Annotated in this window: 14 protein-coding genes; 6 read left to right on the top strand and 8 right to left on the bottom strand. The window is 67.9% G+C overall.

Features of this window, described 5'->3' with window-relative positions; translation table 11 throughout:
- Positions 1 to 126: 126 nt before the first annotated feature.
- Positions 127 to 561, bottom strand: a complete 435-nt coding sequence (locus A5732_RS15455) for a hypothetical protein (RefSeq protein ID WP_170880150.1) — start codon at positions 559 to 561, stop codon at positions 127 to 129.
- A gap of 276 nt (positions 562 to 837) precedes the next feature.
- Positions 838 to 1,125 (bottom strand): hypothetical protein, encoded by a 288-nt coding sequence (locus A5732_RS15450; protein ID WP_249266844.1) that lies wholly within the window; start codon positions 1,123 to 1,125, stop codon positions 838 to 840.
- A gap of 490 nt (positions 1,126 to 1,615) precedes the next feature.
- On the opposite strand from A5732_RS15450, the gene A5732_RS15445 reads away from it, so the two are divergent.
- Entirely contained in the window at positions 1,616 to 4,258 is a 2,643-nt protein-coding gene (locus A5732_RS15445; protein WP_076102691.1) for an adenylate/guanylate cyclase domain-containing protein, read from the top strand.
- A gap of 26 nt (positions 4,259 to 4,284) precedes the next feature.
- On the opposite strand, the gene A5732_RS15440 is transcribed toward A5732_RS15445, so the two are convergent.
- The 3 genes from A5732_RS15440 to A5732_RS15430 are packed head-to-tail and all read right to left on the bottom strand — an operon-like array spanning position 4,285 to position 7,744.
- Positions 4,285 to 5,436, bottom strand: coding sequence for a DUF4185 domain-containing protein (locus A5732_RS15440; RefSeq protein ID WP_076102678.1), 1,152 nt, complete (start codon positions 5,434 to 5,436; stop codon positions 4,285 to 4,287).
- 7 nt (positions 5,437 to 5,443) lie between these two features.
- Positions 5,444 to 6,478 (bottom strand): aspartate-semialdehyde dehydrogenase, encoded by a 1,035-nt coding sequence (locus A5732_RS15435; RefSeq protein WP_076055867.1) that lies wholly within the window; start codon positions 6,476 to 6,478, stop codon positions 5,444 to 5,446.
- The gene (locus tag A5732_RS15430; RefSeq protein ID WP_064953834.1) at positions 6,479 to 7,744 is read right to left on the bottom strand and encodes an aspartate kinase; all 1,266 of its coding nucleotides are present in this window, start codon (positions 7,742 to 7,744) and stop codon (positions 6,479 to 6,481) included. It abuts the gene before it with no gap.
- Between the two features lie 294 nt (positions 7,745 to 8,038).
- Here A5732_RS15430 and leuA point away from each other — a divergent pair, with 294 nt between their 5' ends.
- Positions 8,039 to 9,838: a 2-isopropylmalate synthase gene (gene leuA, locus A5732_RS15425; protein WP_076102677.1), complete on the top strand. Its 1,800-nt coding sequence runs from the start codon at positions 8,039 to 8,041 to the stop codon at positions 9,836 to 9,838.
- Here the strand turns inward: leuA and A5732_RS15420 are convergent, their stop codons facing one another.
- Entirely contained in the window at positions 9,839 to 10,831 is a 993-nt protein-coding gene (locus A5732_RS15420; protein ID WP_076102676.1) for a DEDDh family exonuclease, read from the bottom strand.
- A 122-nt stretch (positions 10,832 to 10,953) separates the two neighbouring features.
- Here A5732_RS15420 and A5732_RS15415 point away from each other — a divergent pair, with 122 nt between their 5' ends.
- The 3 genes from A5732_RS15415 (at position 10,954) to A5732_RS15405 (ending at position 14,305) form a co-directional block, all read left to right on the top strand.
- Complete coding sequence (locus tag A5732_RS15415) at positions 10,954 to 12,183, top strand: Mur ligase family protein (protein WP_076102675.1); 1,230 nt, start codon at positions 10,954 to 10,956, stop codon at positions 12,181 to 12,183.
- 4 nt (positions 12,184 to 12,187) lie between these two features.
- Positions 12,188 to 12,883: a type 1 glutamine amidotransferase gene (locus A5732_RS15410; RefSeq protein WP_142256626.1), complete on the top strand. Its 696-nt coding sequence runs from the start codon at positions 12,188 to 12,190 to the stop codon at positions 12,881 to 12,883.
- 99 nt (positions 12,884 to 12,982) lie between these two features.
- The gene (locus A5732_RS15405) at positions 12,983 to 14,305 is read left to right on the top strand and encodes an MFS transporter (RefSeq protein ID WP_076102690.1); all 1,323 of its coding nucleotides are present in this window, start codon (positions 12,983 to 12,985) and stop codon (positions 14,303 to 14,305) included.
- 18 nt (positions 14,306 to 14,323) lie between these two features.
- On the opposite strand, the gene recR is transcribed toward A5732_RS15405, so the two are convergent.
- Together recR and A5732_RS15395 are read right to left on the bottom strand one after the other, a co-directional pair.
- Positions 14,324 to 14,935, bottom strand: coding sequence for a recombination mediator RecR (gene recR, locus A5732_RS15400; RefSeq protein WP_064953839.1), 612 nt, complete (start codon positions 14,933 to 14,935; stop codon positions 14,324 to 14,326).
- Between the two features lie 14 nt (positions 14,936 to 14,949).
- Complete coding sequence (locus A5732_RS15395; protein WP_075235041.1) at positions 14,950 to 15,294, bottom strand: YbaB/EbfC family nucleoid-associated protein; 345 nt, start codon at positions 15,292 to 15,294, stop codon at positions 14,950 to 14,952.
- Between the two features lie 99 nt (positions 15,295 to 15,393).
- On the opposite strand from A5732_RS15395, the gene A5732_RS15390 reads away from it, so the two are divergent.
- Positions 15,394 to 16,155: an Rv3717 family N-acetylmuramoyl-L-alanine amidase gene (locus A5732_RS15390; protein WP_196770756.1), complete on the top strand. Its 762-nt coding sequence runs from the start codon at positions 15,394 to 15,396 to the stop codon at positions 16,153 to 16,155.

Raw genomic sequence — 16,155 nt, 5'->3', positions numbered from 1 at the left:
CCGCCCCCCCCACCCCCTCACTACCCGGGGGGGGGGGGGGGGGTTTTTTTTAAAACACCCCCCCCAAAAACCCCGGGGGCCCGGGCGGGGGCGCGCCCCGCCGGGCCACTGGTTGACGGGGGTTTTTCAGTTGGTCAACACGACGATGCTGGGGACCTGACCCGTCGTGGCCGCGGAGTGGAAGACCGACGGCGGGAGCTGACCCGGGGCCATGCCGCTGGGACGCACGCCCGACGGAGCCGGAGCAGTGGTGGTGGCTCCCGGACCGGTCTGTCCGCCCTGTCCACCCTGACCGCCCTGGCCACCCGGTGCGCCCGGACCGCCGAAGTTGCCGGGGCCGCCAGGACCGCGGTGGTGAACCATGGCGTGGTGGTGCTTGTGGTGGTGGCCGTGGTGGCCGCCGCGGTGGCCGAGGATGAAGCCGGTGAAGAAGATCACCGCGACGATGAACACGATGCCGGCGACGATGGCGACCCAGGCGGCGAGTTGGAATACCCGCGGGGCCCGGTAGGCCGCCGCCGCTTCGGCGGCGACCGGTGCAGTTGCGGTGGAGTGCCGCACAGTGGGGGTTTCAGATGTTTCACTCATGAGACAAATGATGAAGCCGTTAACAGTAGTGGCGGCTATGCGCTACTTATGTAGCAGCTGTGAACTAAAGCCCCCGGTCAGGGGGCATATCGCCCCGCACCCTAATCGCACAACTGCCGGGTTGAGCGCTAACTGTTAACTTTCGCATTGGCACCGCGAGGCCGCGTTGTTTGTCCGAAAGGGCTTGGTCATGGGGTCGCGATGTCTTTAACGCCGACGGCATGCGCGGGGGCGCAAACCAACACGACGTCAGCCCAGATTCTTCGCCTGTTTGCGTGCGACCTTGCGTCCCTTCTTGGCAGCACCGCCGAGCGTGTCGGACACCGCCGTACCCAACTTGCGGCCCTTCTTGGTGGCGTGGTTGGCGGCTTCTGACGTAGCCGAACTCACGGAGCGGGCATCTTTGTCGGCCTGCTTCGTGAGGTCGTCGACCGGATGCGCCAGCCCACGCGGCAGCATCAGCCGCACAGAACGGCTGAACAGACGGCCAGCAACCTTTACGAGAGGAATACCGACCGGAAGCAGGATGATGGTCACGCACAGCAACGCCCCGACGAGTCCGAGTACTGCCGCAAGGATCCACAACACCGCTCCCGGAACTCCGCGTAGCAGTCGCATGATGGCCTCCTCGGTCACATCAAGGGAAATGCGTCACAACCCCCGGCCAGGGTGAAAAGGCGGCCGCCGAGCTTCATGACAGCCCCGAGGATCGCTAACACCACGCCGAGCAGTGCGTTCAACACTTGCACAATGAGGGGATACCCTGCCGGCGCTAGTTAACCCCAGCCGCCCAGGATGACGCCGAAACCATCACCGAACTGCCGTACGCGGGCTAACCCACGCCGCCGTGACGGCGGCCAAGGCGACCCGCGCCTACGGCTATCGACCAGGCGAGAGCAAAACTGAACAGTGTGTTGAAGAAGATCAATTTCAAGAGTCCAGACAGTCAGCCCCAATTTGCTGGGTGGTCATGTGCTCGGTATGACATTCTGTGCGAGTGTCCGCAGGGGGACCGCCTTCCGGTGTGGTGACGTTTCTGTTCACCGATGTCGAAGGTTCGACCCGTCGCTGGGAAGCCGACGCCGACACGATGCGGGCGGCGCTGGTTGCCCACGACGAGGCGTTGCGCAACGCGATCACGGCGCATGGCGGGTACATGTTCAAGCACACCGGGGACGGTATGTGCGCGGCATTCAGCTCCCCGAAGGCAGCGGTCGATGCCGCCGTCTCAGCGCAGCAGCACCTGGGTTTGCCAGTGCGGATGGGTGTCGCTACCGGCGAAGCCGAGCTGCGGGACGGGGATTACTTCGGCGCCGTGCTCAACCGAGCGGCCCGTGTGATGGCGGCCGGGCACGGTGGGCAAATCCTGCTGGTGGACTCGACCGCCGTCCTGCTCAGCGGAGTGGACTTACTGGACCTCGGGCCGCGGCGGCTGCGGGACGTGCCGATGCCGGTCGGGATCTTTCAGGTGCGCGCGCCGGGGCTGCAAACCGACTTTCCGGCATTGCGGGCACTCGAGACGAGCCCGGGAAATCTGCGGCCTGTCACCACGCGTTTGATCGGGCGCGAGTCTGAGGTCGCCGGGGTCGCCGAAGCCGTGAGATCGCATCAGGTGGTGACACTCACCGGGGTGGGTGGGGTTGGCAAAACCCGCCTTGCGTTAGACGTCGCCTCGCGCTTGGCTGACGAGTTCCCCGACGGGGTTTGGGTTTTCGAACTGGCCGCCGTCACCGACCCCGGGGCCGTGCCAGACGCGGTGTCGGCGGTCCTGGGTATCACGCAGCAGCCGGGCAAGACCGTGAGCGAGTCGGTGGCCGCAGCGCAGGAGGGCCGGGTTCGGCTGCTGGTGATCGACAACTGTGAGCACGTCCTCGATACCGCTGCCGAATTGATTGAAGCCATCCTCGTGCACTCCACAACTACGAAAGTCTTGGCCACCAGCCGGGAAGGTTTGGGCATTGCCGATGAGCAGTTGTGGCTGGTGCCCTCGCTGGATTTGGACGCCGGAACCGGCTCGGGAGCGGTGGCCCTGTTCGTAGAGCGCACCCGTAGTGTGGCGCAGCGGTTCTCGCTGTCCGGGGCTGACGAGGAGGAGGCGGTGGTCGAGATCTGTCGCCGCCTCGATGGGATCCCATTAGCCATCGAACTGGCGGCCTCGCGCATGGCGTCGATGAGCGCGAGCGAGGTACGTGACCGTCTGGATCAGCGGTTGCGGCTGCTGGTCGGATCACGGCGCGGATCGGAACGACACCATACACTGCGCCATGCGGTGGCCTGGTCCTATGACCTCCTTAACGACGCTGAAAAGATTGTGCTGGAACGTTGTTCGGTTTTTGCGGGAGGATTTGATCTCCAAAGCGCTTGCGGGATAGCCGGTTCGGATAATTTCGATGAGTATGCCCTGCTCGATCTGCTGGACGCGCTGGTGCGCAAGTCGCTGCTGGTCGCCGACCGAGCATCGGGCCGGACCCGGTATTCAATGTTGGAGACCATCCGCCAGTTCGCCAATGAGCAACTGGTTAACAGCGGCGCCTCCGCACCAACGCGCACCGCGCACGCTCGCTACTTCGCTGCGCGGGAAGGCGACATCCTCGACCTATGGGACAGTCCCCGCCAACGGGACGCCTACGAATGGTTCACCACCGAACTCCCTAATTTGCGCGCCGCTTTTCGGTGGGCGGCCGACCACAACGATCTCGATGCGGCCGCGGCGATCGCGACAACTGCGGCGTTCCTTGGCTTCGTGATTGATCAATTCGAGCCGATAGCCTGGGCTGAGGAACTCATCGAGCCGGCGCGGGCCACCGACCATCCTCAGCTCGGATTGCTGTGCGTCATTGCGGCATGCTGCTACCACCCCGGACGGATCGAGGACGCAGCGCGTTACGCCGACGCCGCCGCCGAAATTCTGGGGACCAATCGCAGCGCGGTGCCTTTCGACATCGACGGATGGGCTGGCGGAGCTTACATCGCGATCGGACAACCAGAACGCGCCATCGAGTTCGATCGCCGCCGGCTCGCGCGGATCCGCGATACCCACAACTTCACGAAGGCGTGCCTGGTGTTCGCCTTGACGATTAAAGGTCCCAGCGCGGAGGCCATGACGATCGCCGATGACCTGATTCCCCCCGCTGAAGCTTCGTCCAATCCCTTCATGCTCTGTTTCATGTTGCTGGCATATGGCTTTGCCTACCGCGACACCGACCCATTGCGGGCCCTGGGCGCACTTCGCCGGGGACTGACGGTCGCGCGCGACAGCGGTAACCGCAACAACGAATCGCAGACCGCATCCGTGCTATGCCGCGTCGAGAGCGCCCACGGCGAACCTGTTGCGGCGCTCGACTACTTCCGATTGGCCATCCACTGTCATCACGAATCTGGCAACTCGACGATGATCAGCACGCCGCTGGCCTCGCTCGCCACCTTCTTTGATCGACTCGGACGCTATGAGCCGTCAGCCATCCTTGCGGGCTACGCCTTCGGTCCCATCACCGCAGCGTCCTACCCAGAACTCAGCACCACAATGGCCCACCTTCGCGAGGTCCTCGGCGACCAAACCTATGAAACGCTCGCACATCGGGGAGCGCTCTTGACCACCGCCGCTATGGCTAACTACGCCTACGACCAAATCGACCATGCGCGAACAGAACTGAACGCCGTCTCGAAATAGAGCACTTACGAGAGCAGAAACGGCCGTTACTCGGGACGCAGCGGGTTCACGGCGAACTGGATCACCCGGTATGGCGCGGCCACGCGCGCGCGAGTATCCCACTGGCTCACGAAGATTCGCAGTTCGTCGAGCGTGGAACCGGGCGAGATGTAGCCGCCGTACGGTTGGGCGAGCCGGTTGTCGTAGGGCGGCGGCAGGCTCTCCGGCGGATCCGGCCACTCGTCGTGCTGCACCACCGTGGTGACCGGCGCGTCGCCCAGGCCCGTCGGGTCGTTGGCCACCCGGACCTCCATGTTGCCGGTGACGGCGTTGAAATAGGACAGCACCGCCTTACCGTCGATCTGCCGGATGCACAGCTCGCCCACCGCGTCCGGCCACAGCGGAGTCGGCGGCTTGCCCCAGCCCCCGCCCGGGCCTCTCGCCCAGCCCTGCCACCGCGACCGGTCGGTGAACGTCTGCGGGGTGGCCCGGTAAAGCAGCACCGGGTCCCTGCGGGTGAAGCTGTCGGCGACGATGTAGACCCACCCGCTGGGCGAGTCCGGGGTGGGGATCGGGTCGTAGTAGCCGCTGATCTGCGTCTGCGAGCCGCCCTGATACGACGCGGGCCGCTTGGATCCCGGGATCGTCTGCCAGCCCGCGCGCGCCGGCTCCGCGCTCACCAGGCGTGAGGTCTGCGGCTCGAGGTTTTTGGTCGTCGTCACCATCAGGTAGTTGCGCCGGTTGATCTGCACCACCCCGGCCGGCAGCTGCGAGGCCCCCGGCGGGGTGGGGTCGGCCAGCAGCGGATTGCTGATGCCGGTGACCCCGGTGTAGCGCACCCCGCCGGGGTCGTCGACGGACGCGGTGTCGACGCGCAACGCGACCGGCGCGTACCAACCGCCGAAGCCGACGCCCTGACCGGCGAAGCTGTCGCCGCACACCTGGAGCAACTCGGCGGGGAATTCGATGAACTCACACAGGTCGGTCGCGCCGATGCCGTAGTCCCCGGTGGGCGTGCCGGTGCCCGCGGTGGGCCCGATTCGCAACACCTGACCGGGCGCCAGCGGCTGCACCACCGGCTCGGGCGCCGGCGCCGCCGGATCGGCGCGCGCGGAAGTGGAAAACCATTGCGGCACAACCAAACACACCGCGGCGAACAGTGAGCACCGCGCGATCAGGCGACTATGGGTGGTGCTCACCCGCTTGTCACAGCTGGGCGGCCAGCAGCTCGGCGATCTGGATGGTGTTCAGCGCAGCCCCCTTGCGCAGGTTGTCGCCGGAGATGAACAGGGCCAGCCCGCGGCCGTCGGGCACCCCGGGGTCGTGCCGGATCCGGCCGACCAGGGATTCGTCGACGCCGGCGGCCGCCAACGGGGTCGGCACGTCGACCACCTTGACGCCGGGCGCCGCGTCGAGCAGCTCGCGGGCCCGCTCGGGCGACAGCGGCCGGGCGAATTCGGCGTTGATCGACAGCGAGTGCCCGGTGAACACCGGCACCCGCACGCAGGTGCCGCTGACTGCCAGGTCAGGGATGCCCAGGATCTTGCGGCTCTCGTGGCGCAGCTTCTGGTCCTCGTCGGTCTCACCCGAGTCATCGTCCACCAGGGAGCCGGCCAGCGGAACCACGTTGAAGGCGATCGGCTCCACGTAGGTCTTGGGCGCCGGGAACGGCACCGCTCGGCCGTCCTGCACCAGCTGCTCGGCGCCGTCGATGACCGCGCGGGCCTGCGTGGCCAGCTCCTCGACCCCGGCGATCCCGCTGCCGGACACCGCCTGATAGCTGGACACCACCAGGCGTTGCAGCCCGGCTTCCTGGTGCAGCACCTGGAGCACCGGCATCGCTGCCATCGTGGTGCAGTTCGGGTTGGCGATGATGCCCTTGGGCCGGTTGGCGGCATCGCGGGCGAAGTTCACCTCGGACACCACCAACGGCACCTCGGGGTCCTTGCGCCAGGCCGACGAGTTGTCGATCACCGTCACCCCGGCCGCCGCGAACCGCGGCGCCTGCACCAGCGACATCGTCTTGCCGGCGGAGAACAACGCGATGTCCAGGCCGCTCGGGTCGGCCGTCGCGGCGTCTTCGACCTCGATCTCCTGGCCACGGAATTCCAGCTTGCGTCCCTGCGAGCGCGACGATGCGAAGAACCGCACCGAGGTCGCGGGGAAATCCCGCTCGTCGAGCAACCTGCGCATCACCTGGCCGACCTGGCCGGTGGCGCCCACAACTCCGATGGCAACCATTTATCTACCCGTCCCCGCATACACCGTCGCCGACTCCGCACCGCCGAGCCCGAACGCCTCATGCAACGCCACGACGGCCTTATCTAGTTCGGTGTCGCGGCACAGCACAGAGATGCGGATCTCGGAGGTGGAGATCAGCTCGATGTTGACGCCCACCTCGGCCAGGGCCTCACAGAAGGTGGCGGTGACCCCGGGGTGGCTGCGCATCCCCGCCCCGATCAGCGACACCTTGCCGACGTGGTCGTCATAGAGCAGCTGGCTGAACCCGATCTCTTCCTTGAGCGCGTCCAGCTTGGCGACCGCGGTGGGCCCGCTGTCGCGCGAGCAGGTGAACGTGATGTCGGTCTTGCCGTCCTCGACCTTGGAGACGTTCTGCAACACCATGTCGATGTTCACGTCGGCGTCGGCGAGCGCCCGGAAGACGCGGGCGGCGTATCCGGGAATGTCGGGAATGCCGACGACGGTCACCTTGGCCTCGCTGCGGTCGTGCGCGACTCCGGTCAGGATGGGGTCTTCCATGGCTATGTCCTTGATCGATCCGACGACGACGGTGCCCGGGTTCTCCGAATACGACGATCGGACGTGCACCGGAATGCCATAGCGGCGTGCATATTCCACGCAGCGCAGCATCAAAACCTTGGCGCCGCAAGCCGCCATCTCGAGCATCTCTTCGAAGGTGACCGTGTCCAGCTTGCGGGCGTTGTGCACGATCCTGGGGTCGGCGCTGAAGATGCCGTCGACGTCGGTGTAGATCTCGCAGACGTCGGCGCGCAGCGCCGCGGCCAGGGCCACCGCCGTGGTATCCGAACCGCCGCGGCCCAGCGTGGTCACGTCCCGGGTGTCCTGGCTGACGCCCTGGAATCCGGCCACCAGCACGACACGCCCCTCGTCGAGCGCGGTCTGCAGCCGCCCCGGCGTGACGTCGATGATCTTGGCGTTGCCGTGCGTGCCGGTGGTGATCACCCCGGCCTGCGATCCGGTGAAGGAGCGCGCCTGCGCACCCAGCGATTCGATCGCCATGGCGACCAACGCGTTGGAGATGCGCTCGCCGGCGGTGAGCAGCATGTCGAGTTCGCGCGGCGGCGGGGCCGGGCACACCTGCTGGGCCAGATCCATCAGGTCATCGGTGGTGTCGCCCATCGCGGAGACGACGACTACCACGTCGTTCCCCTGCTTCTTGGTGGCGACGATGCGCTCGGCCACCCGCCGGATCCGGTCGGCGTTCGCCACTGAGGATCCGCCGTACTTCTGCACGACGAGCGCCACGTTTTTGCCTGCCTCTCCGGCCCTGCGCACTTCAATTTCGGGTATAAGTCCACAACAGAATACGTGCCCGGGCATGGTGATTTACGTCGCGATACCTGGCTGCCCGGCCTGCGCATTCGCGTCGGTCTCAGCGGCATTTTTACCGGGGCGCCAAAAGCGGTAAAGTGCAGGACGTGCAGCGGGTGCTCCTCCTCGGACGCCGCGACGGGGTCTGATCCAGACCGGCTTCCCGTCGCGGGTGTTCGCGATGCGCCGGTCTGAAGTCCCCCTTCTGAGATTCCCGGAGCAATCACCGTGACTACCGATCCCGACGCATTCAGCTCGACACGAACCATCGTCCAGCCGGCCGGCCCCCCGGGCCCCGGACAGCCCGCGTGGAACCCGCAGCGGGGCTCGTCGATGCCGGTCAACCGGTACCGGCCCTTCGCCGAAGAGGTCGAGCCCATCCGGCTGCCGGACCGCACCTGGCCCGACCGGGTCATCGACAAGGCGCCGCTGTGGTGTGCGGTCGATCTGCGCGACGGCAACCAGGCGCTGATCGACCCCATGAGCCCGGCCCGCAAGCGCCGCATGTTCGATCTGCTGGTCCGCATGGGCTACAAGGAAATCGAGGTCGGATTCCCGTCGGCCAGCCAAACCGACTACGACTTCGTCCGTGAGATCATCACCGACGGCGCCATCCCCGACGACGTCACCATCCAGGTGCTGACCCAGTGCCGGCCCGAACTGATCGAGCGCACCTTCGAGGCGTGCCACGGCGCGCCGCAGGCCATCGTGCACTTCTACAACTCGACGTCAATCCTGCAGCGCCGCGTGGTTTTTCGCGCGGACCGGGCCGCGGTGCAAGCCATCGCGACCGACGGTGCGCGTAAGTGCGTCCAGGAGGCGGCCAAGCACCCGGGCACCCGGTGGCGGTTCGAGTATTCGCCGGAGTCCTACACCGGCACGGAGCTGGAGTACGCCAGGCAGGTGTGCGACGCCGTGGGCGAGATCATCGCGCCGACGCCGGACAACCCGATCATCTTCAACCTGCCCGCCACGGTCGAGATGGCCACTCCCAACGTCTACGCCGACTCCATCGAGTGGATGAGCCGCAACCTGGCCAACCGGGAGTCGGTCATCTTGAGCCTGCATCCGCACAACGACCGCGGAACCGCCGTCGCCGCAGCGGAATTGGGCTTTTCTGCCGGCGCCGACCGCATCGAGGGATGCCTGTTCGGCAACGGCGAGCGCACCGGCAACGTCTGCCTGGTGACGCTGGGGCTGAACCTGTTCTCCCGCGGCGTGGACCCGCAGATCGACTTCTCCAACATCGACGAGATCCGCCGCACGGTCGAGTACTGCAACCAGCTGCCGGTGCACGAGCGTCACCCCTACGGCGGCGACCTGGTCTACACCGCGTTCTCCGGCAGCCACCAGGACGCCATCAACAAGGGCCTCGATCAGATGAAGATCGACGCGGACGCCGCGGACACCGACGTCGAGGACATGCTCTGGCAGGTGCCGTACCTGCCGATCGACCCCAAGGACGTCGGGCGCACCTACGAGGCGGTGATCCGGGTCAACTCGCAGTCCGGCAAGGGCGGGGTGGCCTACATCATGAAGGCCGATCACGGCCTGGCCCTGCCGCGACGGCTGCAGATCGAGTTCTCCCAGGTGGTGCAGAAGATCAGCGAGGGCGAAGGCGGCGAGGTCAGTCCCAAGGAGATGTGGGACGCCTTCTCCGAGGAGTACCTGGCCCCGGTGTCGCCGCTGGAGCGGATCAAGCAGCGCGTCGACGCCTCCGAGGAAGACAGCGGCGTCACCCGCATCACCGCGACGGTCAAGCTCAACGGGGCGGAGACCGAGATCAGCGGGCAGGGCAACGGCCCCCTGGCCGCGTTCGTGCACGCGCTGGGCAACGTCGGTTTCGACGTGGCCGTCCTGGACTACTCCGAGCACGCGATGAGCGCCGGCGACGACGCACAGGCGGCTGCCTACGTGGAGGCGTCGGTGGACGGCCGCACGGTGTGGGGGGTCGGCATCGCTCCGTCGATCACCTCCGCGTCGCTGCGCGCGGTCGTGTCGGCGGTCAACCGCGCCGCCCGCGGCTGATCAGAACAGCGCCAGCTGCTGGTCGAGCGTGCTGGCGTCGGTGAACTCGTCCATGCTGGTGCCGCCGATGACGGCGCCGACGCAGTCCATGAACTGCGCGTCGGAGATCACCGGCACCCCCAGCTGCCGGGCGAGGTAGCCCTTGCCCTGCTCGGCGGCGGGATCGTTGCAGACCACCAGCGAGGTCTCCCGGTCGACGGCGTCGGTGTAGGCCAGTCCGGCGTGCAGGATGCGCTCCACGAGTTCCTCGTGGGTGCGGCCGACCTCGGCGGCCAGCGCCACCCGCATGCCCTGCACCAGCGGCCGGCCGCCGACGTAGGGGCCCGGGTTGAGGTACGGGCAGGGCATCCGGGACGCCAGCACCTTGAGTGGTCGCAGTTCGTCGTGGGTGACCCGGCCGTTCGGCCAGCGACGCCGGGTCACGGGGTGGATCGGCAGCCAGATGTCGCCCGCGCGGGCCAGCTTGAGCGCGGACGCCAGCACACCGGTCAGCACCATCGCGTCGTCGAAGGCGTCGTGCGGCCGCTCCTGGGTGACCCCCCAATGCGCGGCGAGCGTCTCCAGCCGCAGGTTCTCGACGCCGAGGTCCAGCCGCCGGGCCAGCTCGACGGTGCACATGACGCTGTCGACGGGCAGTTCGGTCTCGGCCAGTTCGGCCTCGGCGGCCAGAAACGCGTAGTCGAACGCCACGTTGTGGGCCACCAAGGTGCGGCCGCGCAGCACGTCGGCCACGTCGCCGACGATGTCGGCGAACTGAGGCTGGTCTTCCAGCATGGCGGCGGTCAGGCCGTGCACGTGGGTGGGGCCGGGGTCCACGCCGGGGTTGAGCAGGCTCACCACCGAGTGTTCGACGTTGCCGTCGGCGTCCAGGCCGAGCGCCGCGACGCTGATGATCCGCGCATGACCCGGCCGAAAGCCCGAGGTCTCGACATCGACGACGGCCCAGCCGGCGTCCGGCTCGCTGGCCGGCCGACCCCAGGACACGCCGCTCATGCACTGAGGATGGCACGGCCGACCGACATCATCGGGCCGCTAGGCGCCGTGTCGGCTGGGAAATCGAGACCGGCGGCGCCCGGAATTCGAAGACCTCGGCGGCACACATTTAAACTTCCCGGGTGGTTACCACCCGTGCCCGTCTGGCCCTCGCCGCAGGAGCGAGCGCGCGCTGGGCGTCGCGGGTGACCGGACGCGGGGCCGGGGCGATGATCGGCGGCCTGATCGCGATGACGCTGGACCGCTCGGTCCTTCGGCAACTCGCCGCCGGCCGGCGCACCGTCATCGTCACCGGCACGAACGGCAAATCCACCACCACCCGGATGACGTCGGCCGCGCTGGCGACGCTGGGCGGGGTGGCCACCAACGCCGAGGGCGCCAACATGGACGCCGGCCTGGTCGCCGCGCTGGCCGCCAGCCGCGATGCGCCGCTGGCGGCCCTGGAAGTCGACGAAATGCACGTCCCGCACGTTTCCGACGCCGTCGAACCCGGCGTCGTCGTGCTGCTCAACCTGTCGCGTGACCAGCTGGACCGGGTCGGCGAGATCAACGTCATCGAACGGACCCTGCGCGCCGGCCTGGCCCGGCACCCGAAGGCGGTCGTCGTGGCCAACTGTGACGACGTGCTGATGACGTCGGCGGCCTACGACAGCCCGAACGTGGTGTGGGTGGCCGCGGGCGGTTCGTGGTCGAACGACTCGGTCAGTTGTCCGCGCAGCGGCGAGATCATCGTCCGCGACCGGGGCCACTGGTATTCCACGGGTGCGGACTTCAAACGCCCCAGCCCGCAGTGGTGGTTCGACGACGACGCCCTCTACGGGCCCGACGGCCTGGCCCTGCCGATGCGGCTGGCCCTGCCCGGCGCGGTCAACCGGGGCAACGCCGCCCAGGCCGTGGCGGCCGCGGTCGCGCTGGGCGCCGACCCCACCAACGCGGTCGCGGCCGTCTCGGCGGTCGACGAGGTCGCGGGGCGTTATCGGACCGTCCGGGTCGGTGCGCACGAGGTGCGCATCCTGCTGGCGAAGAACCCGGCCGGCTGGCAGGAGGCGCTGTCGATGGTCGACAAGCATGCCGCCGGGGTCGTCATCTCGGTCAACGGCCAGGTGCCCGACGGGGAGGACCTGTCGTGGCTGTGGGATGTGCGGTTTGAGCACTTCGAGGAGACCGAAGTGGTGGCCGCCGGCGAGCGCGGGACCGACCTGGCGGTGCGGCTGGGCTACGCCGGCGTCGAGCACACCCTGGTGCACGACACCGTCGCCGCGATCGCGTCGTGCCCGCCCGGCCGGGTGGAGGTCGTCGCCAACTACACCGCGTTCCTGCAGCTGCAACGAGCGTTGGCGCGACATGGCTGACTCGGTGGTGCGGATCGGGCTGGTGCTGCCCGACGTGATGGGGACCTACGGCGACGGCGGCAACGCCCTGGTGCTGCGGCAGCGCCTCCGGCTGCGCGGCATCGCCGCCGAGATCGTCGAGATCACGCTGGCCGACCCGGTGCCCGAGTCGTTGGACCTGTACACGCTGGGCGGCGCCGAGGACTACGCGCAGCGCCTGGCCACCCGGCACCTGATCAAACACCCGGGCCTGCAGCGCGCCGCGGAACGGGGCGCCCCGGTGCTGGCGATCTGCGCGGCCGTCCAGGTGCTCGGGCACTGGTATGAGACGTCGGCCGGGGAACGCGTCGACGGCGTGGGCATGCTGGACGCGACGACGTCGCCGCAACAGGCGCGCACCATCGGCGAGCTGGCGACGAAGCCGCTGTTAGCCGGCCTGACCGAGCGTCTCACCGGTTTCGAGAACCATCGCGGCGGCACCGTGCTGGGACCCGCGGCGTCGCCGTTGGGCGCGGTGGTCAAGGGCGCGGGCAACCGGTCCGGCGACGGCTTCGACGGCGCGGTGCAGGGCAGCGTGATCGCGACCTACATGCACGGGCCATGCCTGGCCCGCAACCCGCAACTGGCCGACCTGCTGCTGGGCACGGTCGTCGGTGAGCTGCCGCCGCTGCCGATGCCGGAGGTGGACCTGCTGCGCCGCGAACGGCTGGCGGCACGCTAGTTCCACACAGCAAAGTTTTGGGTACGTGACGTGTCAATGAGCATCCGACGCCACCGGCATCGCACTACGGGCAACGACACCGGCGACGCCGATTCGGCGATGCGCCGCGACACCCTGGCCACGGCCATCGGCAATTTCATGGAGTGGTACGACTTCGGCGTCTACGGCTACATCGCGACCATCATCGCGCAGGTGTTCTATCCGGGTAACAGCGTCAGCGCGGTCCATCTCATCGCCACCTTCAGCACGCTGGCGGCGGCGTACGTGGTGCGGCCGCTCGGCGGGTTCGTCCTCGGCCCGCTCGGTGACCGCGTCGGGCGCAAGCGGATTCTGTTGATCACGATCCTGCTGATGGCAGTCGGGACCACCATGACCGGCTTACTGCCCGGCTACGCCACCATCGGCATCTGGGCGCCGATCCTGCTTCTGGTCGCCCGGGTCTTTCAGGGCTTGTCGACCGGCGGCGAGTTCGTCGGCGCGATGACATATCTCGTCGAGCGGGCCCCGGACCGCAAGCGCGGCAAGATGGTCGGGTTCCTGCCGCTGGGCAACCTGGTCGGGTTCGTGCTCGCCGGGTTGCTGGTGACCGCGTTACAGGCCTGGCTACCAAGCCGCGACATGCTGGCATGGGGCTGGCGGATTCCGCTGTTGCTGGGAGCGCCGTTCGGCGTCCTCGCCCTCTATCTGCGGCTGCGGATCGATGAGTCACCCGCCTACGCACAGCTGAGCAGCGACCCGGACACCCCGGCGGCCGACCGCGGCTGGCAGCAATTTCGGCGCACGGTGCTGGAGCAGTGGAGACCGATGGTGGTCTGCGCGGCCATAGTGGTGACCTCGCAGGTCCCCGACTTCATGCTCACCGGATACTTGCCGACGTACCTCAAAGTGGTTGTGCACGTGGGTAATACGGCCAGCCTGGTAATCATCGTGGCGACGCTGGCGATTCTGATGGCCGCGGTGGTGTTCGTCGCCATGCTGTCCGACCGCATCGGCGTCAAGCCGATCATGTGGACGGGCTGCGGATTGCTCGTGCTGGCGTCGGTTCCCGCATTCTTGCTGATGCGCTTCGGCGGCATCCTTCCGTTGATCTTCATCGGTGTGCTGCTGGTCGGACTGATGGAACTGTGTTTCGACAGCACCACGCCGCAGGCCCTGCCGGCGCTGTTCCCGACCAGAGTGCGCAACGGATCGCTGGCCATCTCGTACAACATCGCGCTATCGACCGTCGGCGGAACCACTCCGGTGATCGCTCAAGCGCTGATATCCGGCACCGGCAGCGCCATGGTGCCGGCCTACATGCTGATCTTCGCCGGCTTGGTGGGGACGGTCACCCTTCGATTCATGCCGGAAGTCGCCGGCAAGCCGCTGCCGGGATCCGGTCCTCCGGTCGACAGCGAGGCCGGCGAACTGACCGGCGCGTGACAGCTCGCGACCGGCGGCTCAGACCATGGCCCGGCGGCCGGCCAGGGCGCGGCCGAGCGTCAGTTCGTCGGCGAACTCCAGGTCACCGCCCATCGGCAGCCCCGACGCGATCCGCGTCACGGTCAGTCCGGGGATGTCGCGCAGCATCCGCACCAGGTAGGTGGCCGTCGCCTCGCCCTCGGTGTTCGGGTCGGTGGCGATGATCACCTCGGTGATGTCGACGTCGTCGACCCGCTCCCCGATCCGGCTCAGCAGCTCGCGGATCCGCAGCTGATCGGGCCCCACCCCGGACAACGGATCGAGCGCACCGCCCAGCACGTGGTAGCGGCCGCGGAATTCGCGGGTGCGCTCGACGGCCTGGACGTCCTTGGGTTCCTCGACGACGCACACCTGCGAGCCGTCCCGGCGGGGATCGGCGCAGATCCGGCATCGCTCGTTGTCGGAGACGTTGCCGCACACCGCACAGAACCGCACCCCGTCGCGGACCTTCGCCAGCACCGCGGTCAGCCGGTCGATATCCGCCGGTTCCACCGACAGCAGGTGAAAGGCGATGCGCTGGGCGCTTTTGGGCCCGATGCCCGGCAGCTTGCCAAGCTCGTCGATCAAATCCTGGACGGGTCCTTCGAACATGTCGGTCGGGGAGCCTAAAGCCCCTGCGCCGGCGCGGGCGGTTGCCCCGGCGGGGGGCCGAAGCCGCCGGCCAGCGCCCCCAGCCGCTCCTGTGCCATCCGGGTGACCTGCTTGGACGCGTCACCCATGGCGCCGACGATCAGGTCCTGCAAGGTCTCCACGTCCGACGGGTCGACGATGGAGGGATCGATCTTCACCGCGACCACCTCGCCGCTGCCCTTCACGACGACGCTGACCAAGCCCCCACCGGCCTGACCATGCACCTCAGCGTTCGCCAGTTGCTGCTGGGCCTCCATGAGCTTCTGCTGCATCTGCTGCGCCTGGGCCAGCAGCGCCGACATATCGCCTCCGGGTTGCATGACAATCCCCTCGCATCTTGGTCTCGAGTTGGTTTCGCTCGTGAGTCTTCCGGCGATTCGAAACCCCCAGCGTAGACCGCGCGGCGTTAGCTTTGCGCCGTGGACCTACGACTGAGCAGACGTGTCGGGATCAAATTGGCGGTTGGTGTGCTCGTCGCCGCGTCGACGGCGATCATGCCGACCGCGACGGCGGTCCCATCCAACATCGCCGGCATGGTGGTTTTCATCGATCCGGGTCACAACGGCTCCAACGACGGCTCCATCAACCGCCAGGTGCCCACCGGTCGCGGCGGCACCAAGGACTGCCAGACCAGCGGAACGGCGACCAACACCGGTTACCAGGAACACACCTTCACCTGGGACACCGCGCTGCGGGTGCGCGCCGAGTTGAGCGCCCTGGGAGTGCGGACCGCGCTGTCCCGCGCCAACGACAACGGCCTGGGGCCGTGTGTCGACGAACGCGCGAACGCGGCCAACGCGCTGCGCCCCAACGCGGTCCTGTCCATCCACGCCGACGGCGGCCCGGCGTCCGGGCGGGGATTCCACGTCAACTACTCGGCCCCGCCGCTCAACCAGGTGCAGGCCGGCCCGTCGGTGCAGTACGCGCGGATCATGCGCGACCAGATGCAGGGCTCGGGGATCCCGCCGGCCAACTACATCGGCCAGAACGGCCTATACGGCCGCTCGGACCTGACCGGCCTGAACCTGGCGCAATACCCGTCGATCCTGGTCGAGTGCGGCAACATGAAGAACCCCGCCGATTCGGCGCTGATGGAGTCGGCGGAGGGCCGGCAGAAATACGCCGACGCACTGGTCCGCGGGGTCGCCGGCTTCCTGGCCTCGCAGGGCCAGGCGCGCTAG

Origin of the sequence: Mycobacterium colombiense (assembly GCF_001953985.1) — a bacterium.
GTDB lineage: Bacteria > Actinomycetota > Actinomycetes > Mycobacteriales > Mycobacteriaceae > Mycobacterium > Mycobacterium colombiense_B.
Note: the sequence above shows the minus strand (reverse complement) of the source record. Positions and strands in the feature narration are given on the sequence as shown.

Bases quoted from the DNA above. Each gene is read 5' to 3' on its own strand.
- A5732_RS15435 (WP_076055867.1), bottom strand. From the start codon at position 6,478: ATGGTTGCCATCGGAGTTGTGGGCGCCACCGGCCAGGTCGGCCAGGTG.
- A5732_RS15420 (WP_076102676.1), bottom strand. From the start codon at position 10,831: ATGAGCGGCGTGTCCTGGGGTCGGCCGGCCAGCGAGCCGGACGCCGGC.
- A5732_RS15405 (WP_076102690.1), top strand. From the start codon at position 12,983: ATGCGCCGCGACACCCTGGCCACGGCCATCGGCAATTTCATGGAGTGG.
- recR (WP_064953839.1), bottom strand. From the start codon at position 14,935: ATGTTCGAAGGACCCGTCCAGGATTTGATCGACGAGCTTGGCAAGCTG.
- A5732_RS15395 (WP_075235041.1), bottom strand. From the start codon at position 15,294: ATGCAACCCGGAGGCGATATGTCGGCGCTGCTGGCCCAGGCGCAGCAG.